A 21,596-nucleotide genomic window follows, 5' to 3' on the forward strand; every position below is an offset into this window, starting at 1 on the left:
CTCTTCTCCTGGTTACGAGGCGTGTTTTTCCGCCGGGCTACGCCAGCCCAGCAGACGGGAAATATCGCGGGCGCAGGCAATCGCCTGGCCAGCAAGGTAATCGCGTTTGTCGTCGTCAATGTCGAGTCGGGTGCCCACCAGCGAAATGGCAGCGACGAGCTGCTGGCGGGCATTGAAAATCGGCGCGGCGACGCAGCGCACATCGGGATAATCTTCACCGTTATCAAAGCTCCAGCCCTGACGGCGAATGCGTGCCAGCTCGGTACGCAGCGCGTCGGCATTACGCAGCGAGGTTGGCGTCACCGCCACAAAACGCAGGCCGCTGATGATGCGTTCCTGCTCTTCAGGTTGCTGCCAGGCAAGCAGACATTTGCCAATGCCCGAGCGATAGAGCGACAGGCTTTTGCCTTCGTGTGAGCGCACGCTGATGGTGGCGGCGGATTCGAGTTTGAGGATGTAACAGGCGTGACCACCCTCGAGGATGCCGAGGTGGCACAGCAGATTGGTCTGCTGCATTAAACGTGTCAGAGGTGGACGCGCAATATCGCGGATATCCATGCGCTGCAGTGCGTGACCGGCAAACTCCACCAGCCGCGTCCACAGGCAATAGTTGTTGTTGCGATCAATAGTGATCAGACGCTGTTTTTTCAGTTCAGCGAACAGCAGGTAGGCGCTGCTTTTAGGAAGCGCCAGCGTTTCAATGATCTCGGCGGCGCTGCACGGTCCGTGCTGGGCAATAAAGTCGAGAATCGCAATGGCGCGCGTCAGCGCGGGGACAGGCGTAATTTCCAACATGCTGGACTCCAGTCTGATAATCTGGAGCGCAGTGTTGTAGTTTTACTTCGTGATAAGTGTGCGCCGCTTCAAATTACGCGGCGCTGAGCGTGTTTGCTGGCAGCGCGTGTGCGGGAATGTGAATCGCGCCGCGCTGAGAGTACAGTCGGTTGTACTCCTGGCGCAGGAGCACGAGATCTAAGAGAAAATGTATTTGATCGCTGCAATGACCATCGTGGTGGTCATCACCATTAGCAAACGTTTGATCCAGCGCATATCGGTTTTTAAAGCAGAGACATCGGCTTTGATAACTTCAATGTCTTTTTCTATGCGATCAAGGCGAGCTTCGACTCTGGTCAGGCGAACATCGACTGCTTTAATCTCACTACTCAGTCGAACATCCAGATTAGTAAGCCGAACCTCTAGTTCTCGAATAGCAGCACTAAGCCGGTCATCCAGCTCTTTAATCGCACCACTCAGCCGCTTATCCAGTTCTTTAATCGCACCAGTAAGCCGAATATCCAGCTCTCTGATATCGCCGGTAAGTCGAACATCCAGTTCTTTAATGCTCCCTGTAATTCCTTCTCCGGCCTTCATTAAATCAGCACGAGATAACGCATTATCCTGCTGCATCTCGGTAAAGATCTCGACCATAGCTTCGGCCTGTTGGTCGCTGACGCCGGCCAACTGCAGTGCTTTAAAGGCTTTGTGTGTGTTCATCATCGCGAGTGTCATCCGTGAAGCTCCTGAGTTGATGTGAGGCGCGTGCCAACATCATGCTCAGCGAGCGATTGCTGCACCATGTGACTGTGTGTATTTTGCGCGGCGCTGAGAAAAATATCAATTAGTACAACAAGTAACGTGCAAGCGGATGCGGGGCGTCTCGCAAAATTGGCGTCAGATTCTGCTGCGAAACGTTTTGCGAAATGGGAGCGGGAAGGTGTTGAGCGGCTTCTTAAAACGGCGGCGCAGCTTTTAATCCCTGCGCTGCCCGTTCAATAATTACTGAACCGGCTGGCCCGGTAGCAATTTCTCAGACATCAAACGGCGGCAGGAGAGCCTTTCCTGTCGCGCTTGTTGCTGCTGTTGCGGTGACAAATCCTGCCAAACCGTTTGCAGATGCTCTGCCAAAGCTTGCTGGAAATGCACCTTTTGTAATGCGTAATCGGAATTACTGCCTTCAATAATCTGCTGCATATCTTGCGGAGCATTGCCGCGTCCATCATGCGTGAGCGTACAAAACATGGCGATGTAATAGCCTTTGTCCTCATCGCTGTAATGCGGCATCAGCCACCAAACGGCGGCACTGATGACGATCAGCAACGGCACAATAAATTTGAGTTTTAACATCAATAGGTTCATCCGCTGGAGAAAGGAAATGCGCCATCATAGCGACGTGAGTTAAAGCGCCTGCGCGCACGCCCAGGCCGAGCTCCACGCCCACTGGAAGTTGTAGCCGCCCAGCCAACCGGTAACGTCCACCACTTCGCCGATAAAGAACAAACCTGGCACATCGCGCGCTTCCATGGTTTTTGACGACAGTTGGGTGGTATCGACGCCGCCTAGCGTCACTTCGGCGGTGCGATAGCCTTCGGTGCCGTTTGGCTGCACGCGCCATTGATGTAGCGTGCTGACCAGTTCGCCCTGCTGCTTGCTGTTTAGCTGCTTCAGCGTGACGTCAGGAATCTGCTTTAGCTCCTGCAGCACTTCCACCAACCGTTTTGGCAGAATTTTCGCCAGGCTGTTTTTCAGGCTAAGATTGGGATGCGCCTCGCGCTGCACATGAATGAAATCATCCAGCGAAGTGGCAGGTGACAAATCAATGGTGACGAATTCACCCGGCTGCCAGTAGCTGGAGATTTGCAGCACGGCGGGCCCCGATAAGCCGCGATGGGTAAACAGCATCGCTTCTTTAAATAAGGTGCCGTCCTGCGCGGTGATGGTGGTGGGCAGCGCGACGCCCGACAGCGTGTTGAGCTGTTCCAGCAGCGGTTTATGCAGCGTGAACGGCACCAATGCCGCGCGCGTCGGGAACACTTTCAGGCCGAACTGTTCCGCCACTTTATAGCCAAACGGCGTGGCGCCGAGGCCTGGCATTGAGAGCCCGCCGCTGGCGATCACCAGTTTTTCTGCCTGCACCGATGTGCCGTTCAGCTGCAAGGTATAACCGTTATCGTCGCGATCGACGCTCAGCACTTCACTGCGCAGGCGCAGCGTCACCTGCCCGGCATCACACTCTTTCAACAGCAGATCGACAATCTGCTGTGCGGAGTCATCGCAGAATAATTGCCCGAGCGTTTTCTCGTGATACGCAATGCCGTGGCGATTGACCAGATCGATGAAATCCCACTGGTTGTAGCGCGCCAGCGCCGATTTGCAGAAATGCGGATTGTGCGACAGATACGCCGCCGGTTCGGTGTGCATGTTGGTGAAGTTGCAGCGACCGCCGCCCGACATCAAAATCTTGCGACCGGCTTTTTTGCCGTTATCCAGCAGCAATACGCGGCGACCCAATTGCCCTGCCTGCGCCGCGCAGAACATGCCGGCTGCGCCTGCACCAACAATGATAACGTCAAACTTTTCCACTGCTTTTATCCGCCTTGCCCGAAAGGCGCTGATTGTAGGGATTTGCGGCTTTTAGCGCCAGCTTCAAAAAAATGCCGTAAATGTGTCATAATGTAACTTACTAATTTTAAGCTGTTTTCAGCTAAATCTATACGCTGCATTACAATTTTAAGACAATAAAGAGCTATATTTTTCTTTCATATCGCGCACGTTGTCGCAGATAATGCGCCGCGTTCATGTCCTCCCAAAATGGCGTAACGTTTATGCTACATCTGTTTGCTGGTCTCGACCTCAGTACCAGCCTGTTACTGATTCTTGCTCTGCTGTTTGTATTGTTTTACGAAGCAATCAACGGTTTTCACGACACTGCTAACGCGGTCGCGACTGTCATTTATACCCGTGCGATGCGGGCGCAACTGGCGGTTGTCATGGCGGGTGTTTTCAACTTCTTAGGTGTTTTGCTTGGTGGATTGAGCGTGGCGTATGCCATCGTTCACATGCTTCCGACCGATTTACTGTTGAATGTCGGTTCGGCCCACGGACTCGCCATGGTCTTCTCCATGCTGCTGGCCGCGATTATCTGGAACCTTGGCACCTGGTATTTGGGTTTGCCGGCGTCCAGTTCTCACACATTGATTGGCGCCATCATCGGTATTGGTCTCACCAACGCCCTGATGACCGGCACCTCGGTGGTTGACGCGCTCAACCTGCCGAAAGTCATCAATATCTTCATGTCCCTGATTCTTTCGCCGATTGTAGGTCTGGTGATTGCAGGCGGTCTGATCTTTATCCTGCGTCGCTACTGGAGCGGAACCACCAAGCGTTCACGCATCCACATGACGCCTGCTGACCGTGAAAAGATTGATGGCAAGAAAAAGCCCCCGTTCTGGACGCGCATTGCCCTGATCGTTTCTGCGATTGGCGTGAGCTACTCACACGGCGCTAACGATGGTCAGAAAGGCATTGGCCTGATTATGCTGGTGCTGATCGGCGTTGCGCCGGCTGGTTTTGTAGTGAACCTGAATGCGTCGGGTTATGACATCACCCGCACGCGCGATGCCGTAAACCATCTGGAGCAGTATTATCAGCAGCACAACGAATCACTGACGCACATGGTGCAGATGGCGCCGCCTGTGGTGCCAACGCCAGATGAATCGCTTGGCGGTCCGCAGGAGTTCCATTGCGACAGCAGCCGTGCGCTGCAGGCTATCGATCGTGCGCAGCTGCTGCTGAACAATCTGCAGAGCTACGATCAGCTGACGGTTGATCAACGCAGCCAGATGCGTCGCCTGCTGCTGTGCGTTTCCGATACCGTGGATAAAGTGGCTAAGCTGCCGGAAACCAGCGCGGACGATAAGCGCTTCCTTAACAAGCTGAAAAGCGATTTGCTGGGCACCGTTGAGTACGCACCGATCTGGATTATTGTGGCTGTGGCGCTGGCGCTCGGCATCGGCACCATGATTGGCTGGCGTCGTGTTGCCACCACCATTGGTGAGAAAATCGGTAAGAAAGGCATGACGTATGCGCAAGGGATGTCGGCGCAGGTGACGGCCGCGGTATCGATTGGCGTGGCCAGTTACACCGGTATGCCCGTTTCTACCACGCACATTCTGTCGTCGTCGGTGGCCGGTACTATGCTGGTCGATGGCGGTGGATTGCAGAGTCGCACCATCAAAAATATCGCTATGGCGTGGGTGTTCACCTTGCCGGTGTGTATTTTGCTGTCGGGTTCGCTCTACTGGATTGCACTGAAACTGATCTAAGCAAAGCGCAGAAATATTCGAGGGCGACGCGATGTCGCCCTTTTTTATTGCCCTTTTTTATTGCCCTTTTTTATTGCCCTTTTTTATTGCCCTTTTTATTGCCAGATCGCCATCGCAATCAAACTCACCACCACCAAAAAGCAGAGCCCGCTGGTCAGCACAAACTGTCCGCGCACGCGCTCACAGCGGCGAATGAACTCGTCGTCATGATGATCGTGATAGCGCTTCTCCCAGATATAGCGCACCAGCCGCACCTGCTTACTCGGCTGCCCGTGCGACGTGAAGAAACCCGCACCATCCACGTATTGATATAACAGCGGATCGCAACCGCGCAAAACGGCTAAAAGTGAGCGCAAAGAAGAGAAATAGCGCGCCATATTCACCAGACAAACCACACACAGAGCCCAAAAAAGCGCGATAGTGCTGATCATGTTCCCCTCCCGGCTGGAGCCGCAACGACGTCGAACGCAGCGGGGAATTGCTGTAGACGCCGCACGGGAAATAAACCAGCCATTGAATGATGTCGATTGCATTGTTGTTATGCGAACCTGAGTGCGCAACGCATATGGCAGTGGCACTTATTTTCAGTGTAGGAGATCTGTTGAATTTTTTTCCAGCGATGATTTTCGTTCAGGGCGAGTGAAAAAGCCGATAACGCTTGATCTTCCTCACAAGCGAACTTGCGCTTGCAGCATTTGTTAACAACTCTGGCTATACTCAGGACATAACAAAAACCGCCTGCAAGGCTGAAATAGTTGGTTGGTGGCGCTTCATCGCCGTCTCGCGCAAAGGAATCGCCGACCGTGAAAGCAGGAAGATTGCCCCGAATCTTGAGAAAGGAGTTTTATCATGGCTTATAAACACATCCTGATTGCAGTAGACCTTTCCCCGGAAAGCCAGTTGCTGGTTGATAAAGCCGTTTCGCTGGCCCGTCCTTATGATGCAAAAATCTCGCTGATCCACGTTGATGTGAACTATTCAGACCTCTACACCGGGCTGATTGATGTCAATCTGGGCGACATGCAGAAGCGTATTTCTGAAGAGACGCACACCGCGCTGAAAGAGCTGTCGATTAACGCCGGTTATCCGATCAGTGAAACCCTGAGCGGCAGCGGTGATCTTGGCCAGGTACTGGTTGATGCGATTAAGAAATATGATGTGGATTTGGTGGTGTGCGGTCACCATCAGGACTTCTGGAGCAAGCTGATGTCATCGGCTCGCCAGTTGATTAACACCGTGCATATCGACATGTTGATTGTGCCGCTGCGCGACGAGGACGAAGAATAAAAATCAGGCCGGGTTACCGGCCTGATTTTTTGTAGCGGCGCAATTTATTGCGCATTGTTTGCGTTATTACCCCAGCGGCGGATAAATATCAAAACGATGGCTTTTGGTCACCACCGCATCCTGCGTCACCACGCCCGCTAACGGCGGCGCGTAATCCGGACGCTTCACCACAATGCGCTTCTTCGCCAGACGGCGCGCCGGTTCCAGCAACGCATCAGCATCATCATCCGCACCGACCAGCGACTGAAACACCCGCATCTCTTTCTTCACCATCGCGCTTTTCTGGCGATGCGGATACATCGGATCGAGATAGACCACATCCGGCGCAGGCGTGATATCGCTCAGCGCTTGCTGGCTAGCAGCGTGCAGCAACGTCAGCCGATCGCGCAGCCAGCCGCCAATCTCCGCATCCTGATAACCGCGACGCAAGCCATCGTCCAGCAAGGCCGCCACCACCGGATGGCGCTCCAGCATGCGCACGCGACAGCCCAGCGCCGCCAGCACAAACGCATCGCGCCCCAAACCGGCCGTTGCATCAACCACGTCTGGCAGATAACCGCTTTTGATGCCGACCGCTTTTGCCACCGCTTCGCCGCGACCGCCGCCAAACTTACGCCGATGCGCCATCGCGCCCGAGACGAAATCCACGAAGATGCCGCCGAGTTTCGGCTCATCCAGTTTACGCAACTCAAGATGCTCAGCGGTTAACACCAGCGCCATCGTCGCCTGTTCGTCCTGCTGCAAACCCCAGCGCTCGGCTAAATGTAATAAGGCGCCGTCTCCGGCGCCCGTTTCATCGATTAAACCAATTTTCACAAGCCGGCTTATCCCTGAATTCCGTAGTGTTCCAGCATCGCATCGAGCTGCGGTTCACGACCACGGAAGCGTTTGAACAGCTCCATGGGCTCTTCGGAACCGCCACGCGTCAGGATGTTGTCGAGGAACGACTGACCAGTCTGACGGTTGAAAATGCCCTCTTCTTCGAAGCGCGAATAGGCATCGGCAGCCAACACGTCGGCCCACAGATAGCTGTAGTAACCAGCCGCATATCCGCCAGCAAAGACGTGGCTGAAGGCGTGCGGGAAACGGCCCCATTCCGGGCTTGGCACCACGGCAACCTGCTTCTTCACTTCACGCAGGGTTTCGAGGATGCGCGCACCTTGGGCGGGATCGAACTCGGTATGCAGACGGAAATCGAACAGGCCGAACTCCAGCTGACGCAGAATAAATAGCGCCGCCTGATAATTTTTCGCCGCCAGCATTTTATCCAGCAGTTCCTTCGGCAGCGGTTCACCGGTTTCGTAGTGGCCGGAGATAAACGCCAGCGCTTCCGGCTCCCAGCACCAGTTTTCCATAAACTGGCTTGGCAGCTCGACGGCATCCCACGGCACACCGCTGATGCCAGACACGCCCGGCGTTTCGATGCGCGTCAGCATGTGATGCAGACCGTGACCGAATTCATGGAACAGCGTGATCACTTCATCGTGCGTGAACAGCGCCGGTTTGCCCTGCAGCGGACGGTTAAAGTTGCAGGTGAGATAGGCCACCGGCTTCTGCAGACTGCCGTCGGCTTTACGCATCTGGCCGACGCAATCGTCCATCCACGCACCGCCACGCTTGTGTTCACGTGCGTAGAGATCGAGGTAGAAGCTGCCGCGCAGTTCACCGCTTTCGTCGAACAGGTCGAAGAAGCGCACGTCTGGATGGTAAACATCGACGTCTTTACGCTCTTTAGCGGTGATGCCGTAAATGCGTTTAACCACCTCGAACAGACCACTTACCGCGCGCGCTTCCGGGAAGTACGGACGCAGCTGCTCGTCGCTGATGGTGTAGAGATGCTGTTTCTGTTTCTCGCCGTAATACGTCAGATCCCACGGATTCATCTCGTCGACGCCGTACTCTTTCTTCGCGAATGCGCGCAGCTGAGCCAGCTCTTTTTCACCCTGCGGACGGGCGCGTTTCGCCAGATCGGTCAGGAAGTCGATGACCTGCGCCGGATTTTCCGCCATTTTGGTTGCCAGCGATTTGTCGGCGTAAGAGTCGAAGCCCAGCAGCTGAGCCAGTTCATGACGCAGCGCCAGCTCTTCCGCCATCACCGGACCGTTGTCCCATTTGCCGGCATTCGGGCCCTGTTCGGAAGCACGCGTTGAATACGCGCGGTACAGCTCTTCACGCAGCGCAGCGTTGTCGCAGTAAGTCATGACCGGCAAATAACTTGGGATATCCAGCGTCAGCAGCCAGCCTTGTTGCTCTTTGGCTTCGGCCTGCGCTTTGGCGGCGGCCAGCGCGCTTTCCGGCATACCCGCCAGCTCCGCTTCATCGGTCACCAGCTTGCTCCAGCCCATGGTGGCGTCGAGCACGTTGTTGCTGTAGGTCGAACCCAGTTCAGAAAGACGTGCCGCGATTTCGCCGTAGCGCTTTTGCTTCTCTTTATCGAGGCCAATACCGGACAGCTCGAAATCACGCAGGCTGTTATCCACCGCTTTCTTCTGCGCGGTATCCAGCGCCGCGTAGCTATCGCCCTCTTTCAGGTTGCGATAGGCCTGATACAAACCTTCATTCTGGCCGACCCAGGTGCTGTATTCGGACAGTAGCGGCAGCGTTTGCTCGTAAGCTTCGCGCAGTTCCGGGCTGTTTTTCACCGAGTTCAGATGGCTGACCGGCGAGAACAGGCGACCTAAGCGATCGTCAACTTCAGCCAGCGGCTGCACCAGATTTTCCCAGGTGTAAGGCGCGCCTTGCGCCACAACGCGCTCCACCGCTGCGCGACAGTCGTTCAGCGCTTCGGTAACCGCAGGAACCACATGTTCAGGTTTGATAGCAGAAAACGGGGGCAGCGAAAAAGGCGTGAGTAACGGATTGGTCATAAGCGCAGTCCTTTCATGATGAAGTAGTGGCGCGAATGCTCGCGCGACGCATTTTACTAACATGCGGCTTGATGACAGGAAAATCAATGCCACTGAGCCTGTACCCATGAAGAAAAGCCCGCCAGAAGGCGGGCTGGAGGTTATTTAATCGCGAGTTGATAGTGAATCACATCGTAGGGCGCTACCCACGGCGGCAGCGGTTCGCGTTCGATAATATCTTTTGCCAGTGCCCAGCCTTCTACTGCGCCGCCGGCTCCCGTTAACGACATCCCTTCATACAACAAGGGAGGCAGATTGTTATCAAACGGCACTTTGTCATCAGCAAAATCGTTAATCACTTTGCCGCCTAAGGTACTGACTTTCACGCTGACTTCCACTTGCTGGTCAGGAATAAGCTTAGCTTTGACTGTTTTTACGGCAAACCAACGCACACCATTTTGCGTCACTAACGCTTTGCGCTGTTCTAAATGTTTGTTGAGCTGGTCATAGCCCTTCTCAATCAGCGATCCCATCTTTTTATTGATCGTCTCCTGCATCGCAGCATATCGCCGTGACATCTCTTCACTGTTCATTAGCGAAGTGCCAGTTTGTAACTGCGTGCTGAATCCCGCGATCAACTGATCAATGCTGATGGTGAGACCGGTATCTTTTACCATCTGTAGTTGAACGACCGCATTGCTGGCGATCGATTGCCCCAGCATATAGCCATCGCGCTCAGCATCGGTTTTGGGTTCTGCGGCTGCAACCACTGCTGCTGGCTGCTTTTTCGCAGCCTCCAGTTCAGCGGTGAGTTTCACTATGTTTTGCTGCTGCATCACTTTTACTTCATTCAGTGACGCGAGCTTTTTCTCACTCTCAGATTGTTGTTTTTGTAGTGCCTGCGACATTTTTTCACTTTCGGCCCGCTGAGTTTTTAGCGCATCCTGATCGCGCTTAGCAGCAGCCTGCGCTGCGGTAAGTTGCTTACGTAGCGCGGTTGCATCCGTCGTTTGCTGCTGTGCGGCTTTGAGCTCTTGAGTTAGCCGGATGATATTTAGTGTTTGCTGCTGTTTTTCTTCATCCAGCGCCGCCCGTTTGTTATCGCTGTTCGCCTGCTGTTCTTTCAGCGCTTTTTCATGCTGTTCATTCTTTAGTTGCAGTGCGGCTTTCTGTTTTTCCAGCTCGCTTATTTGCGCACGGAGCTGGTGAAGCTGCTCCGGCGTTTTCGATTTTACGGCAGGTTTCTCAGCTAATTTTGGCGCTACCGGTTTTAGCTGAGGTTTTGGCTTTTGCACTGGAACAGGAGGCAACGTGCGGGCTGCATCGCCAAACGCTTGCAATACATCATCTTCAGCGGCCGCGCAGGCCAGAGCAGGGAAGAACAATGCGATGATAATAAAGACAAACGGCAGATGACGCTGTGTCATCACAATCTCCTGTAACAGCCTTAAGAACACAAAAGGCTTCATCTCTATTAATAAAATAGAGATGAAGCCCATCCTCAGCACGAAATTTCGCGCTGCTACTTAGCGAATGCAGTTAAATCGTTATGGTTTAACCGGCCTGACGAATAATCAGCTGTGACAGACGTGTCTTAATACGGAAGCACAATTCACGAATCTGGAATTGATAACGCGGCATCACTAAGTCGTTAATATCCGCGCCAATCGAATCTTTAATTTGCAGATATTTATTGGTCTGGGCACCGATTTTCTGGAATTCGGCCTGATAGCTGTCATATGACGCCTGGCTATACAGACGCATCGCGTCGAGCTCTTTACGGCACTGCTGAATGTTGCTGGAACGGTCGTCACCGAGTGAAGCCGTCGCGGGTTGCGCCGGCGCTGAAGCCACAAATGGCGTACCTTGCTGCTCTGGCGAGGTTTGCGCGGCGGATTGTTCGTCCGCAGTCGGCGGCGTTACTAAACTATGAACGGGTTGTTGTTTCGCGCAGCCAGTCAGTACCAACAGGCTTGCCACCGCGACACCAGTCATTTTTTTCATTATTGTCACCAGGAGTTGTTTGAGATGCTTTAAGCAAAAAATTATACGGTCTTCACCGGAAAGTTTCCTGCCAGAACCACCTGGCATTTCGCTCATGACCGCTTCGTTATCGGAAACTAACTTACTTAATCCGTGATGAAATTTCGAGTATCACGTCATTCCGTAGCAAATTTACCGGCAAGAAGTCTGATCGCACCGGGCTATAGCGGCGCATTGGCGCAAAACTTAAGCGGCAGCCAAAACGTCAGCAATTTTTATGCAGCGCGGCTATAATCGCGCCACACACGATGTTTTCACTCCCTTTGATGCAACCGCGGACCCCCTTTTTTTATGCTGAGTTATCGCCACAGTTTTCATGCCGGCAACCATGCCGACGTGCTGAAACACACCGTTGAAAGCCTGATCCTCACCGCTCTGATGGAGAAGGAAAAACCTTTCCTCTATCTGGATACCCACGCCGGTGCCGGACGTTACCTGCTGAGCGGAGAGCACGCCGAGCGTACCGGTGAATATCTGGAAGGCATTGGCCGCATCTGGCAGCAGCCGGATGTGCCGGAGTTGCTCAAGCCGTATCTCTCGGCGGTGCGTAATCTCAATCCGCACGGCACCTTAAAGTACTATCCTGGTTCGCCGTTGATTGCCCGCTTCCTGCTGCGTGAAGAGGACAAAATGGAGCTGACAGAGCTGCACTCCAGCGATTACCCGCTGCTGCGCACCGAATTCAGCAAAGATTCACGTGCGCGCGTGGCGCGTGGTGATGGCTACCAACAGCTGAAAGCCAAGCTGCCGCCGCTGAGCCGTCGCGGCCTGATTCTGATCGATCCGCCATATGAGTTGAAAAGCGATTATCAGGATGTGGTGAAAGGCATTCAGGAAGGTCACAAGCGTTTCGCCACCGGCGTGTTTGCGCTGTGGTATCCAGTGGTGATGCGTCAGCAGATAAAACACATGATTAAAGATTTGCAGGCCACTAATATCCGCAACATTCTGCAGATTGAACTGGCGGTGCGTCCAGACAGCGATCAGCGCGGCATGACGGCTTCCGGCATGATCGTGATTAATCCGCCGTGGAAGCTGAAAGCGCAGATGGAAGAGCTGCTGCCGTGGCTGCATCAGAAGCTGGTGCCCGCCGGAACCGGTCACTTCAGCGTCACGCAGATCGTGCCAGAGTAAGTTCGCCTTACCGCGTCGCCAGCCTATTAGGACTATTATCATGTGGATCATTCTGGCTGGCGCGCTTGCTATGCTGTCGCCCGCCAAACGTTTTTCGGTACTGCTGCTCACGCTCGCCACCATTCTTGGGCTGTTCCAGGATGTGCTGGATTGGCCAGCGATGCTGCTGCTCGGCGCGATTGCCGTCATCGCCTGGATTCGCGTGGAAAATAACGCGCGCTGGATTCAGTGGGTGAGTGAAGTCGCGCTGGTTGCCATTGCCATCGGCCTGTTTGTACACTTTTTCCCGGGCTTCAAAAATCCGCGCCAGGTGGAAGATGTGCAGGCCGGGCCGCTCAGCCTGCCCTTTAGTTTCTCGTACAACTTCGATAAAGCGCTGATTCCGTTTGTGCTGCTCATCTGCTTGCCGCAGCTGTTCCGCACCCAATCTGCGCCGCCGCGACTTAAAATTTTGTGGCTGGCGCTGCTGGCGGCGATTCCGCTGCTGCTGTATGTCGCGGTGCAGTTGGGTGGCCTGGCCGTTGAACCCCACTGGCCGGAATGGTTGGGCAGTTTTATGCTGGCGAACCTGTTCTTCGTATCACTGGCAGAAGAAGCGTTCTTTCGTGGCTATCTGCAACAGCGTCTGCGCCAGCACATTGGTGCCGTGGCGGCCCTGTTGCTGACGTCGCTGCTGTTTGGTCTGGCGCACTTCCCCGGCGGGCCGCTGCTGATGATCTTCGCCACGCTCGCCGGATTGATTTACGGCCTGGCGTGGCAGTGGAGCGGACGCCTGTGGGTCGCCACCGGCATCCATTTCCTGTTCAACATGACGCATCTGCTGTTCTTCACCTATCCGGCGCTACAGCACTAAACCTCGAACACCGCGAAATCATGTGCCAGCTCGGTCGCCGCAAACACCGACTGGCACTCCGCCAGCAGTTTTTCCCGATCCTTAGACAAATAGCGCGAGCTGAAATGCGTGGCGATCATGCGCTTCGCCCCCGACTGTTTCGCCACTTCCGCAGCCTGAATGGTGGTTGAGTGGCCGCGTCCATTGGCTTTCTCCTGCAGCGCCGCCTCCAGCGTGGTTTCATGCACCATCACATCGGCATTCGCCGCCAGCTGGAGCGCCACGTCGGTGGGCGCGGTATCGCCAAATATCGCCAGCACTTTGCCTTTGGTTGCCGGGCCAAGATAATCCGCACCGTTGATCTCGCGACCATCTTCCAGCTGGATACGCTTACCCGCTTTCAAATCCTGATACCACGGCCCGCGCGGTACACCTTCGGCTTTCAGGCGCGGCGCATCAAGGAAGCCTGGTTTATCGTGCTGCTCGATGCGATAGCCATAACACTCAATCACATGATTCATCGGCCAGGCCGTCACGCGCACTTCGCCGTCATCCAGCACTAAACCGGCTTCGATCTCGATAATCTCCAGCGGATAAGAGGTGTACGAGCCACTCAAACTGAGCGCCGTCTCAATAAACTGGCGAATACCTTTCGGCCCGTAAATGGTCATCGGTTCGGAGATGCCGGCCATGGAGCGGCTGGTGAGCAAGCCCGGCAGCCCAAAGATGTGGTCGCCGTGCAGATGGGTGATAAAGATTTTCTCCAGCTTGCCCGGCTTCAGCGCAGAGCGCATGTATTGATGCTGCGTCGCCTCGCCGCAGTCAAACAGCCAGGTGTCGCCGCGTTTCGACAGCGTCAGCGCTATCGCCGTGACGTTACGTTGCAGGCTGGGCGCACCGCCGCCGGTGCCGAGGAATGTCAGTTGCATGCTATGCTTCCCTGTAATCGGACATAAAAATCAATGCTATTACAATCATAGGTGCAATCTTTGCGTCAATAATCGTCATAGCGTTAAACTCTATGCCAATTTTCTTCCAACAGACGGACATAACGGATGACCAGACATTTTGACTACCTCGCCATCGGCGGCGGCAGCGGCGGTATCGCCTCGATTAACCGTGCCGCGATGCACGGCCAGAAGTGCGCGCTGATTGAAGCCAAAGAGCTGGGCGGCACCTGTGTCAACGTCGGCTGCGTACCGAAAAAGGTTATGTGGCATGCGGCGCAAATCGCTGAAGCTATTCATCTTTATGGGCCAGATTATGGCTTTGATACCACGGTAAACCGGTTTGACTGGTCAATTCTGGTGAAAAACCGCAGCGCCTACATCGACCGCATTCACAGCTCGTACGACAACGTGCTGGGTAAAAACAAGGTTGAGGTGATCAAAGGTTTCGCGCGCTTTATCGATGCCAACACCGTGGAAGTGAACGGTGAAACACTCACAGCCGATCATATTCTGATCGCCACCGGCGGGCGTCCAAGCCATCCAAACATGCCGGGCGCGGAATACGGTATCGATTCTGACGGTTTCTTCGAACTCGATGCGCTGCCAAAACGCGTGGCGGTCGTGGGCGCGGGTTACATCGCGGTGGAGCTGGCGGGCGTGGTCAATGCGCTGGGTGCGGAAACCCATCTCTTCGTGCGTAAGCATGCGCCTCTGCGCAGCTTCGATCCGCTGATCGTCGATACGCTGGTAGAAGTGATGCAGGCCGAAGGCCCAACGCTGCACACCGAATCGATTCCAAAAGCCGTGATTAAAAACGCCGACGGCAGCCTGACGCTGCAGCTGGAAAGTGGCCACGAGCAAACCGTGGATTGCCTGGTGTGGGCGATTGGCCGTGAGCCGGCGACCGACAACCTCAACCTGGCAGCAACTGGCGTGGCGCTGAACGACAAAGGTTACATCAACGTCGATAAGTTCCAGAACACCAACGTGAAAGGCATCTACGCGGTGGGCGACAACACCGGCGCGGTGGAACTGACGCCGGTGGCCGTGGCGGCAGGTCGTCGTCTTTCCGAGCGCCTGTTCAACAACAAACCGGACGAGCATCTGGATTACAGCAACGTGCCGACCGTGGTGTTCAGCCATCCGCCGATTGGCACCGTGGGCCTGACCGAACCGCAGGCGCGCGAACAGTACGGCGACGATCAGGTGAAAGTGTATAAATCTTCTTTCACCGCGATGTATACCGCCGTTACCCAGCATCGCCAGCCGTGCCGTATGAAGCTGGTGTGCGTTGGCCCGGAAGAGAAGATTGTCGGCATTCACGGTATCGGTAACGGTATGGATGAGATGCTGCAAGGCTTCGCGGTGGCGCTGAAAATGGGCGCAACCAAGCAAGACTTCGATAACACCGTAGCGATTCACCCAACAGCGGCGGAAGAGTTTGTGACGATGCGTTAATATTTCCCGCCGGAATTGAAAAACCAGCCGTTTAATATGGCTGGTTTTTTTATGGCTGCAATTTATATACCTTTTTCTTCACTACTCAATAATCCACGCACAGGATAAGATTTATTTCTTTGCTGCAGGGTGAGCATTAATGCGCACCGCAAACTTCATGGCATTGCCAGCTTATTTATTTTTACGGGGAGAACGGTGTGAGCAAAGGTCGGAATCGGGCATGAATATTATTGATATCATTATGTCCGCAGGCAAAGCCTCGGTAGACGTGGCGCTCTACACATTGATTCCGATTATGGTGGTGATGTTATTCATCATGAAATATCTGGAGGTCAAAGGCGTATTGGATTTTGTTGTACGTCATGCCACACCGTTATTAAAACCTTTCGGTATTACCGGTCTGGCATTTTTTGCCATGATTCAACTTAATTTCGTCAGCTTCGCGGCCCCGCTGGCGGCGCTGGCCATCATGGAAAAGCGCGGTACGTCCGATCGTCATATGGCGGCCACGCTGGCGATGCTGTTTGCGATGGGCCAGGCCAGCACCTTTTATCCCCTGATTCCGGCGGGATTACACTGGAGCACAGCGCTAATTATTTCGATCTGCGGCGGTGTATTAGCGGCGGCGGCAACCTATCACCTGTTTGGCCGCAAACTTTCCGATGCGGCGCTATTAAATGAAGATGAGGCCGTTACCAACAGTGAAAATAAAATGGGGCTGATTGGCATCATTAATAGCGCCGGATCCGATGCGATTCGTCTGGCGCTGGGTTCGCTGCCGATGCTGATTATTTCATTATCGGTGGTTGGCATGTTGAAAGAAGCGGGCGGGATTGAAATGCTGACGCGTCTGGTGTCGCCGCTGCTGGATAAGCTGAATATTTCCGAAGTCTATATTCTGCCGGCGCTGACCAAATGTCTGGCGGGCGGCACCGCCTATTACGGCGTGGTGGCGGGATTGGTGGAGAAAGGATTATACAGCGCGCACAACATCAACGCCTCGGCGGGACTACTGATTCAGACCTTTGACCTGCCCGGCATCGGGATTTACCTTGGCCTGTCGAGCCGATTCCCGCGCCTGTTCCGCTTTGCCGTGCCTGGCATTCTGCTCGGTATTGCGCTGCGTGCGACGGTGCACGCCATTCTATTCTGAAGATGGCTCAAAAGCGTTGATGATGGATAGCCGCCAAACCCTCTGCTTTGTGATTATATAGAACTAAAACACAATAAAAATCTATATACATTGCAGATATAGAAAAGAATATCTATAATATCTAAATCCAGTGAGGAGTGTTTGTAACAAGTGAGGTAAGGGAATGCCAGAGCTACATTGGCGCAAAGCTGCTCTGAAGCAGATGCGAGCCATTGCAGACGCTAACGAAAGGAAGAAGCTGAATGAGCAAGTGAATGAGTTAAAAAAGTTTCCGCTTGTTCCGCCCAATCTGGATGTTAAGTCTTTGAAAAATGGTCAGGCTGACTATCGGCTTAGATGGGGAAATTATCGTGTTTTGTTCGACTACAACAAAGGCGAGGAACCGAAAATCATCGCTATTCAGCAGGTAATGAGACGTACCAGCGGAACATACAAATAATCAAGGTGGAGATTTACTGCCTTAATTCACAGATTCTCAACTCGTTTTCAAAAAACTGATAACGCTGAATACTGGAACATACATCCTATGATCGAATTCATCACTGACAGTGCTGGCAACCGCAAAGCGGCAATTGTTCCCATCGAGCTGTTCGAAAAAATGACTCAACATGCTGATTTCACTGAACTATGGGAATCAATCCCTTACGAATCCGGTATTAATGATGACGCCTTGATTCCAGGTGACGTCGTAGACATCGCCATTAATAAGGGTGTCACTCTTCACGCCGCTTGGCGCATCTATCGTAAACTGACCCAAAAGCAGGTTGCTGAAGCGCTTGGCATCACGCAAGCGTCTGTCTCTGCGATGGAAAAAAGCGAAAAACCGCGTGATTTTAATCTCGCCAAGCTCGCTGAGCTTTACGAGTGCATGCCAGAACAACTTACCGATGATTAAACAAAAAGCCGGTCTTCCCGGCTTTTTTGTGCCACGCGTTCTGCATGGCACTCGCGTGATTTTTAAATTATACGATTACACATCCGCGCCGAATGCCACATCGCGTTGCCCGCGCAGCTCCGCCAACCGCCCTTCCAGCGCCGCTTCGATGTTCTGATACGCCGTACTGCCAAGCGCTAAACGCAGCGGCATGCTGGCCTGATCCAGCGTGGCGATCATCGCCGTGACGCATTTCCCGGCATCGCCAGCAATGGTGAAATCGCCTGAAAGAATTGCCTGCCGCAGTTGGCCAGCAGCGTTTTCACGATAAACTTCTAGCGCATCTGCCACGTCCAGCCCCGCGCCAAAATGGGTTGCGGTGGGGCCCGGCTCGACCAGCAGGAAATCGATACCGAAACTGGCGACTTCCTGGCGTACCGCCTCGACAAATCCTTCAATCCCCCATTTCGTGGCGTGATACAGGCTGAAATTGGGATAAGCGACCTGGCCGCCTTCCGAGGAAACCTGTGCGATGCGCCCGCCGCCTTGCTGGCGCAGAAACGGGATCACCGCGCGAATCAGCTGGATTGAGCCGGTAAGATTGGTGGCGATCTGCCGATCAATCTGCGCATCGCTCAACTCTTCAGCTGCGCCGAACAGGCCGTAAGCGGCATTGCTCACCACCACATCAATGCGATCGACGGCGGCAAAGGCGCGTTCAATGGTGGGCGCAATGCTGGCGGTGTGCGCCAGATCGAGCGTAATAACCTGCAGCCGTTCGCCATAGGTTTGCTGCAGATCGGCCATCGCCTGTTCACGCCGCACCGTCGCTACTACGCGATCGCCGCGTGCCAGTAAACGTTCACTCATCAATCGGCCCAGTCCGCTGCTGGCGCCGGTAATCAACCAGGTTTTCATCTTGTGCTCCTCATATTGAAAACTTGATGGTAGATCGCTTTACTGGTGGAGATAATCTACCCAATCGCGCATGACCCAGTGAGGAAAAGCCACCAATGAGACGTCCTTCCTGGCACGAACTGCAGGCCATCAAAACGCTGGGCGAGCAGCGCAGCTTTCGTCGTGCCGCTGAAATGCTCGGCCTCAAGCGCTCGTCACTCAGCCATCTGGTGAAAACGCTGGAGCACAATCTGGGCGTACAGCTGTTTCAACGCACCACACGTAGCGTGTCGCTCACCGATGCCGGACAGCAACTGCTGGATCGACTCTCGCCGCTGCTGAACCAGATGGATGATGTGCTGCACGACATCTCCGCCAGCCGCCATCAGCATTACGGCACGCTGCGCATCAGCGCCAGCGATGCCGCGATCGCTTTGCTGCTGGAGCACGTGGTGGCGGACTTTAGCGCGCGCTATCCCGATATCCAGCTCGATTTCGCCGCGCAAGGTGCGTTGGTGGATATCACCGCCGCCGGTTTTGATGCCGGCATTCGGCTGATTGAGGATGTGCCACAGGATATGGTGGCCATTCCGCTTAGCGGCCCGCTGACGTTTGTCACCGTCGCCGCGCCCGCTTATCTGGCGAGAAACGCGGCGGTTAATCATCCGCGCGATCTGCTACAGCAACAGTGCATTCGCCAGCGCTTACCGAGCGGAAAACGTTATCAGTGGGAATATGCGCAGGCGGAAGAAAAGCAGGAGATTGACGTGCCAGGCACGCTGACTTTGGACAGCAACGCGCTGATGGCGCAGGCCGCTCTCGCCGGTTTAGGCATTGCTTATGTGCCGTCGCTGTATGTCGAGAAGGAGATGCGCAGCGGCCAGTTGGTGGAGCTGCTGGCCGATTGGCGGGTGCAATCGGCGGGGATTGCGCTGTGGTTCCCGCCCAACCGGCATCAATCCATGGCGCTACGGCTGTTTATCGATGCGCTGAAAGTCGGCCTGCCACGTCATGCGTGAGGCGAGCAGCACGGCTTTTGTCTTAAAACCTTTGGCAATGGCGTTGATCCTTTGATGCCCGGCGGCGTAACCTGTCGCCACAAAACCTAAAAAATACACCATCGCAAAATGATTGTACGTCCTCACCAACACTGGTTTCTCCGGCTGTTTGACTGGCATGGTTCGGTGCTCAGCAACATCGTGTTCCGCCTGTCGCTTAACCTGCTGATGTCGCTGATCGCCATCTTTGGCTATCCGTGGTACTCCACTTTCGGCATTCACCTCACCACCGCGCCTTTTAGCCTGGTTGGGGTGTCGATCGCCATCTTCCTCGGCTTTCGCAATAACGCCAGCTATGCGCGCTTTCTTGAAGCCCGCACCTTGTGGGGAAGCCTGCATATCACCCAGCGCTCGCTGCTGCGGCAGATCAAAAGCATGCGTGGCGTGAGCGAAGAACAGGTGCGGGAATTTACCGGCTTGCTGCTGGCGTTCTGCTGGTGCCTGAAACATCGCCTGCGTAAAACCGATGTGCAGGCCGATTTACAGCGTTTGCTGCCGGCTAACTGGCACAGCGCGGTGTTGCATCATCCGATGACGACGTCGCAGATTTTAGTGTGTTTGAGTGAATGGCTGGCGCTACGCCGCGATGAAGGGTTGGTGTCGGATATTGTCTGGCAGAGCATTGATGAGAATCTGAATCAGCTGTCGGCGATTCTGGGCGGTTGCGATCGCATTGCCAGCACACCGATTCCGTTCGCCTACAGCCTGATTCTGCATCGCACCGTTTATCTGTTCTGCACGCTGCTGCCGTTTGCGCTGGTGGCGGATTTGCACCTGATGACGCCGCTGGTGTCGATGTTTATCTCCTACACCTTTTTATCGCTGGAAGCGCTGGCGGAGGAGCTGGAACATCCGTTTGGCACCGCACCGAATCATCTGCCGCTCGATGCGCTGTGCGTCACTATCGAACGCAATTTGAAAGCGATGAATGGCGATATGCCGCTACCGGAACCACTGCAGCCGGATGCGCATTTCAATTTGACGTAATCAGCTCTGATTATCCAACCAACGCACATACGCCTGATCCCACAATGCGGCAGGCGTGCCCGCTTTGCCGAGACCAAAACCGTGACCGCCGCTGCTGAGCTCAATCAGCTCAACCGGCACGCGCATGCGGCGGCAGGTATCGCGCATCAGTTCAGTATTATGAGGATTGGAGGTGCGATCGTCCTCGGCCTGCGCGAGGAACGTCGGGGGATAGTGACGTGTGACGTAATTTTGCACTGACCAGTTGGCTTCCTGGCTTGGCGTGGCGTTTTTCCCCACCATCATCAGATGCGTGTTGGTGTGCTGATATGGCGCTTCAAGGGTGATCACCGGATAAATCAGGCCAACGCTATCCACCTTCGGCCTGATCTGGTCAAGCGGATCCTGCGCCGGATAGGATTCGAAATCCGGACGCGCCGCCGCCATGCCAAGTAGATGGCCACCGGCAGAAAAGCCCAGCACATGCACTTTGCGCTCCATCGAACGCACCAGACGAATGGCGCGCTGCGCGTCCTGCAGCGGTGCCAGATTGCCCGCCTGCCACTTCTCACCCGGCAAACGGTAGCTGAGCACATACACGGTATAACCGTTGGCATTAAGCCAGCGCGCTACCGGCCAGGCTTCGCGGCCCATGCCGATAAAACGATAGCCGCCGCCCGCGGCCACAATCACCGCTTCGCCGTTGGGATTTTCCGGGCGGAAACGCTGAATCGCGGGTGAAACGATATTGGTCCAGGAGCCGTGCGAATTCACTTTAAGCAAGCCGGAAGGACCGCCGCCGCCCGGCGGATCGTCGGGCCACAACGGAATGACGTCATCGCGGGCAAACAGCTTGCCCGTGGTCATCGAGAGAACGGTTGCTCCAGTAGCCAACAAAAAGTGACGACGTGTAATCATCTTGCCCAGTGCCAGTATGCAAAAAATGCCAGCTTCAACAGCTGAATCTCATTATGTGACGCGTGTCTGATTTCGACG

General features: G+C 54.6%; 22 protein-coding genes. 10 read left to right on the plus strand and 12 right to left on the minus strand.

Translation table 11 applies throughout. The annotated features are described in order from the left end of the window. Nucleotides 1-12: 12 nt before the first annotated feature. The 4 genes from AAF463_RS18270 to AAF463_RS18285 all read right to left on the minus strand — a co-directional run bounded on the left by AAF463_RS18270 (nucleotide 13) and on the right by AAF463_RS18285 (nucleotide 3,360). Complete coding sequence (locus AAF463_RS18270) at nucleotides 13-795, minus strand: IclR family transcriptional regulator (RefSeq protein ID WP_101762719.1); 783 nt, start codon at nucleotides 793-795, stop codon at nucleotides 13-15. 177 nt (nucleotides 796-972) lie between these two features. After that, nucleotides 973-1,509 carry a DUF1640 domain-containing protein gene (locus tag AAF463_RS18275; RefSeq protein ID WP_192414773.1) on the minus strand — a complete coding sequence of 179 codons (537 nt, stop codon included), beginning with the start codon at nucleotides 1,507-1,509 and terminating at the stop codon, nucleotides 973-975. 267 nt (nucleotides 1,510-1,776) lie between these two features. After that, complete coding sequence (locus AAF463_RS18280; RefSeq protein WP_101762721.1) at nucleotides 1,777-2,124, minus strand: hypothetical protein; 348 nt, start codon at nucleotides 2,122-2,124, stop codon at nucleotides 1,777-1,779. A 51-nt stretch (nucleotides 2,125-2,175) separates the two neighbouring features. Next, on the minus strand, nucleotides 2,176-3,360 hold the full coding sequence (locus AAF463_RS18285; protein ID WP_350261244.1) for an NAD(P)/FAD-dependent oxidoreductase: 1,185 nt from the start codon (nucleotides 3,358-3,360) through the stop codon (nucleotides 2,176-2,178). A gap of 242 nt (nucleotides 3,361-3,602) precedes the next feature. Between AAF463_RS18285 and pitA the strand changes: the two genes are divergently transcribed. Further along, nucleotides 3,603-5,102: an inorganic phosphate transporter PitA gene (gene pitA / locus AAF463_RS18290; RefSeq protein ID WP_137386695.1), complete on the plus strand. Its 1,500-nt coding sequence runs from the start codon at nucleotides 3,603-3,605 to the stop codon at nucleotides 5,100-5,102. 95 nt (nucleotides 5,103-5,197) lie between these two features. Here the strand turns inward: pitA and uspB are convergent, their stop codons facing one another. Then, nucleotides 5,198-5,533: a universal stress protein UspB gene (gene uspB / locus AAF463_RS18295; RefSeq protein WP_008108136.1), complete on the minus strand. Its 336-nt coding sequence runs from the start codon at nucleotides 5,531-5,533 to the stop codon at nucleotides 5,198-5,200. A gap of 418 nt (nucleotides 5,534-5,951) precedes the next feature. On the opposite strand from uspB, the gene uspA reads away from it, so the two are divergent. Beyond that, nucleotides 5,952-6,389 carry a universal stress protein UspA gene (gene uspA, locus AAF463_RS18300; protein WP_007889892.1) on the plus strand — a complete coding sequence of 146 codons (438 nt, stop codon included), beginning with the start codon at nucleotides 5,952-5,954 and terminating at the stop codon, nucleotides 6,387-6,389. A gap of 66 nt (nucleotides 6,390-6,455) precedes the next feature. On the opposite strand, the gene rsmJ is transcribed toward uspA, so the two are convergent. The 4 genes from rsmJ to AAF463_RS18320 all read right to left on the minus strand — a co-directional run bounded on the left by rsmJ (nucleotide 6,456) and on the right by AAF463_RS18320 (nucleotide 11,239). Further along, entirely contained in the window at nucleotides 6,456-7,205 is a 750-nt protein-coding gene (gene rsmJ / locus AAF463_RS18305; RefSeq protein ID WP_192236947.1) for a 16S rRNA (guanine(1516)-N(2))-methyltransferase RsmJ, read from the minus strand. Between the two features lie 8 nt (nucleotides 7,206-7,213). Then, the gene (gene prlC / locus AAF463_RS18310) at nucleotides 7,214-9,256 is read right to left on the minus strand and encodes an oligopeptidase A (protein WP_110867662.1); all 2,043 of its coding nucleotides are present in this window, start codon (nucleotides 9,254-9,256) and stop codon (nucleotides 7,214-7,216) included. A gap of 140 nt (nucleotides 9,257-9,396) precedes the next feature. After that, nucleotides 9,397-10,662 (minus strand): hypothetical protein, encoded by a 1,266-nt coding sequence (locus AAF463_RS18315; protein ID WP_350261245.1) that lies wholly within the window; start codon nucleotides 10,660-10,662, stop codon nucleotides 9,397-9,399. Between the two features lie 127 nt (nucleotides 10,663-10,789). Further along, nucleotides 10,790-11,239 carry a hypothetical protein gene (locus tag AAF463_RS18320; protein WP_350261246.1) on the minus strand — a complete coding sequence of 150 codons (450 nt, stop codon included), beginning with the start codon at nucleotides 11,237-11,239 and terminating at the stop codon, nucleotides 10,790-10,792. 330 nt (nucleotides 11,240-11,569) lie between these two features. On the opposite strand from AAF463_RS18320, the gene AAF463_RS18325 reads away from it, so the two are divergent. Together AAF463_RS18325 and AAF463_RS18330 are read left to right on the plus strand one after the other, a co-directional pair. Beyond that, the gene (locus AAF463_RS18325) at nucleotides 11,570-12,412 is read left to right on the plus strand and encodes a 23S rRNA (adenine(2030)-N(6))-methyltransferase RlmJ (protein WP_277974199.1); all 843 of its coding nucleotides are present in this window, start codon (nucleotides 11,570-11,572) and stop codon (nucleotides 12,410-12,412) included. Between the two features lie 40 nt (nucleotides 12,413-12,452). Beyond that, nucleotides 12,453-13,265, plus strand: coding sequence for a CPBP family intramembrane glutamic endopeptidase (locus AAF463_RS18330; protein WP_101762728.1), 813 nt, complete (start codon nucleotides 12,453-12,455; stop codon nucleotides 13,263-13,265). Here the strand turns inward: AAF463_RS18330 and rnz are convergent. Then, nucleotides 13,262-14,173 carry a ribonuclease Z gene (gene rnz / locus AAF463_RS18335; protein ID WP_350261247.1) on the minus strand — a complete coding sequence of 304 codons (912 nt, stop codon included), beginning with the start codon at nucleotides 14,171-14,173 and terminating at the stop codon, nucleotides 13,262-13,264. The two genes, AAF463_RS18330 and rnz, sit on opposite strands and share 4 nt — an antisense overlap. Nucleotides 14,174-14,299: 126 nt before the next feature. Here rnz and gorA point away from each other — a divergent pair, with 126 nt between their 5' ends. From gorA to AAF463_RS18355, 4 genes are all read left to right on the plus strand, one after another. Continuing rightward, nucleotides 14,300-15,652, plus strand: a complete 1,353-nt coding sequence (gorA, locus tag AAF463_RS18340) for a glutathione-disulfide reductase (protein WP_350261248.1) — start codon at nucleotides 14,300-14,302, stop codon at nucleotides 15,650-15,652. Between the two features lie 220 nt (nucleotides 15,653-15,872). Beyond that, on the plus strand, nucleotides 15,873-16,805 hold the full coding sequence (locus AAF463_RS18345) for a nucleoside recognition domain-containing protein (protein WP_101762731.1): 933 nt from the start codon (nucleotides 15,873-15,875) through the stop codon (nucleotides 16,803-16,805). Between the two features lie 163 nt (nucleotides 16,806-16,968). Further along, a complete protein-coding gene (locus tag AAF463_RS18350) occupies nucleotides 16,969-17,244 on the plus strand; it encodes a hypothetical protein (RefSeq protein ID WP_101762732.1) in 276 nt (91 codons plus the stop codon). Nucleotides 17,245-17,331: 87 nt separating this feature from the next. Next, a complete protein-coding gene (locus tag AAF463_RS18355) occupies nucleotides 17,332-17,700 on the plus strand; it encodes a helix-turn-helix transcriptional regulator (RefSeq protein ID WP_110867668.1) in 369 nt (122 codons plus the stop codon). 75 nt (nucleotides 17,701-17,775) lie between these two features. Here AAF463_RS18355 and AAF463_RS18360 read toward each other — a convergent pair whose 3' ends face one another. Next, a complete protein-coding gene (locus AAF463_RS18360; protein WP_350261249.1) occupies nucleotides 17,776-18,597 on the minus strand; it encodes an SDR family oxidoreductase in 822 nt (273 codons plus the stop codon). A 95-nt stretch (nucleotides 18,598-18,692) separates the two neighbouring features. On the opposite strand from AAF463_RS18360, the gene AAF463_RS18365 reads away from it, so the two are divergent. Both AAF463_RS18365 and AAF463_RS18370 read left to right on the plus strand, forming a co-directional pair. Continuing rightward, nucleotides 18,693-19,595, plus strand: a complete 903-nt coding sequence (locus tag AAF463_RS18365) for a LysR family transcriptional regulator (protein WP_350261250.1) — start codon at nucleotides 18,693-18,695, stop codon at nucleotides 19,593-19,595. A gap of 108 nt (nucleotides 19,596-19,703) precedes the next feature. Beyond that, complete coding sequence (locus AAF463_RS18370; RefSeq protein WP_350261251.1) at nucleotides 19,704-20,621, plus strand: bestrophin family ion channel; 918 nt, start codon at nucleotides 19,704-19,706, stop codon at nucleotides 20,619-20,621. Here AAF463_RS18370 and AAF463_RS18375 read toward each other — a convergent pair whose 3' ends face one another. After that, complete coding sequence (locus AAF463_RS18375; protein ID WP_101762736.1) at nucleotides 20,622-21,518, minus strand: alpha/beta hydrolase; 897 nt, start codon at nucleotides 21,516-21,518, stop codon at nucleotides 20,622-20,624. Nucleotides 21,519-21,596 lie beyond the last annotated feature (78 nt).

It is taken from the genome of Pantoea sp. BJ2 (assembly GCF_040255075.1).
In the GTDB taxonomy this organism is placed as follows: Bacteria; Pseudomonadota; Gammaproteobacteria; order Enterobacterales; family Enterobacteriaceae; genus Pantoea; species Pantoea leporis.

Coding starts and splice junctions, on each gene's coding strand:
- AAF463_RS18270 (WP_101762719.1), bottom strand. CDS start 795: ATGTTGGAAATTACGCCTGTCCCCGCGCTGACGCGCGCCATTGCGATT.
- AAF463_RS18275 (WP_192414773.1), bottom strand. CDS start 1,509: ATGACACTCGCGATGATGAACACACACAAAGCCTTTAAAGCACTGCAG.
- AAF463_RS18280 (WP_101762721.1), bottom strand. CDS start 2,124: ATGTTAAAACTCAAATTTATTGTGCCGTTGCTGATCGTCATCAGTGCC.
- pitA (WP_137386695.1), top strand. CDS start 3,603: ATGCTACATCTGTTTGCTGGTCTCGACCTCAGTACCAGCCTGTTACTG.
- uspB (WP_008108136.1), bottom strand. CDS start 5,533: ATGATCAGCACTATCGCGCTTTTTTGGGCTCTGTGTGTGGTTTGTCTG.
- uspA (WP_007889892.1), top strand. CDS start 5,952: ATGGCTTATAAACACATCCTGATTGCAGTAGACCTTTCCCCGGAAAGC.
- prlC (WP_110867662.1), bottom strand. CDS start 9,256: ATGACCAATCCGTTACTCACGCCTTTTTCGCTGCCCCCGTTTTCTGCT.
- AAF463_RS18315 (WP_350261245.1), bottom strand. CDS start 10,662: ATGACACAGCGTCATCTGCCGTTTGTCTTTATTATCATCGCATTGTTC.
- AAF463_RS18320 (WP_350261246.1), bottom strand. CDS start 11,239: ATGAAAAAAATGACTGGTGTCGCGGTGGCAAGCCTGTTGGTACTGACT.
- AAF463_RS18325 (WP_277974199.1), top strand. CDS start 11,570: ATGCTGAGTTATCGCCACAGTTTTCATGCCGGCAACCATGCCGACGTG.
- AAF463_RS18330 (WP_101762728.1), top strand. CDS start 12,453: ATGTGGATCATTCTGGCTGGCGCGCTTGCTATGCTGTCGCCCGCCAAA.
- rnz (WP_350261247.1), bottom strand. CDS start 14,173: ATGCAACTGACATTCCTCGGCACCGGCGGCGGTGCGCCCAGCCTGCAA.
- gorA (WP_350261248.1), top strand. CDS start 14,300: ATGACCAGACATTTTGACTACCTCGCCATCGGCGGCGGCAGCGGCGGT.
- AAF463_RS18345 (WP_101762731.1), top strand. CDS start 15,873: ATGAATATTATTGATATCATTATGTCCGCAGGCAAAGCCTCGGTAGAC.
- AAF463_RS18350 (WP_101762732.1), top strand. CDS start 16,969: ATGCCAGAGCTACATTGGCGCAAAGCTGCTCTGAAGCAGATGCGAGCC.
- AAF463_RS18355 (WP_110867668.1), top strand. CDS start 17,332: ATGATCGAATTCATCACTGACAGTGCTGGCAACCGCAAAGCGGCAATT.
- AAF463_RS18360 (WP_350261249.1), bottom strand. CDS start 18,597: ATGAAAACCTGGTTGATTACCGGCGCCAGCAGCGGACTGGGCCGATTG.
- AAF463_RS18365 (WP_350261250.1), top strand. CDS start 18,693: ATGAGACGTCCTTCCTGGCACGAACTGCAGGCCATCAAAACGCTGGGC.
- AAF463_RS18370 (WP_350261251.1), top strand. CDS start 19,704: ATGATTGTACGTCCTCACCAACACTGGTTTCTCCGGCTGTTTGACTGG.
- AAF463_RS18375 (WP_101762736.1), bottom strand. CDS start 21,518: ATGATTACACGTCGTCACTTTTTGTTGGCTACTGGAGCAACCGTTCTC.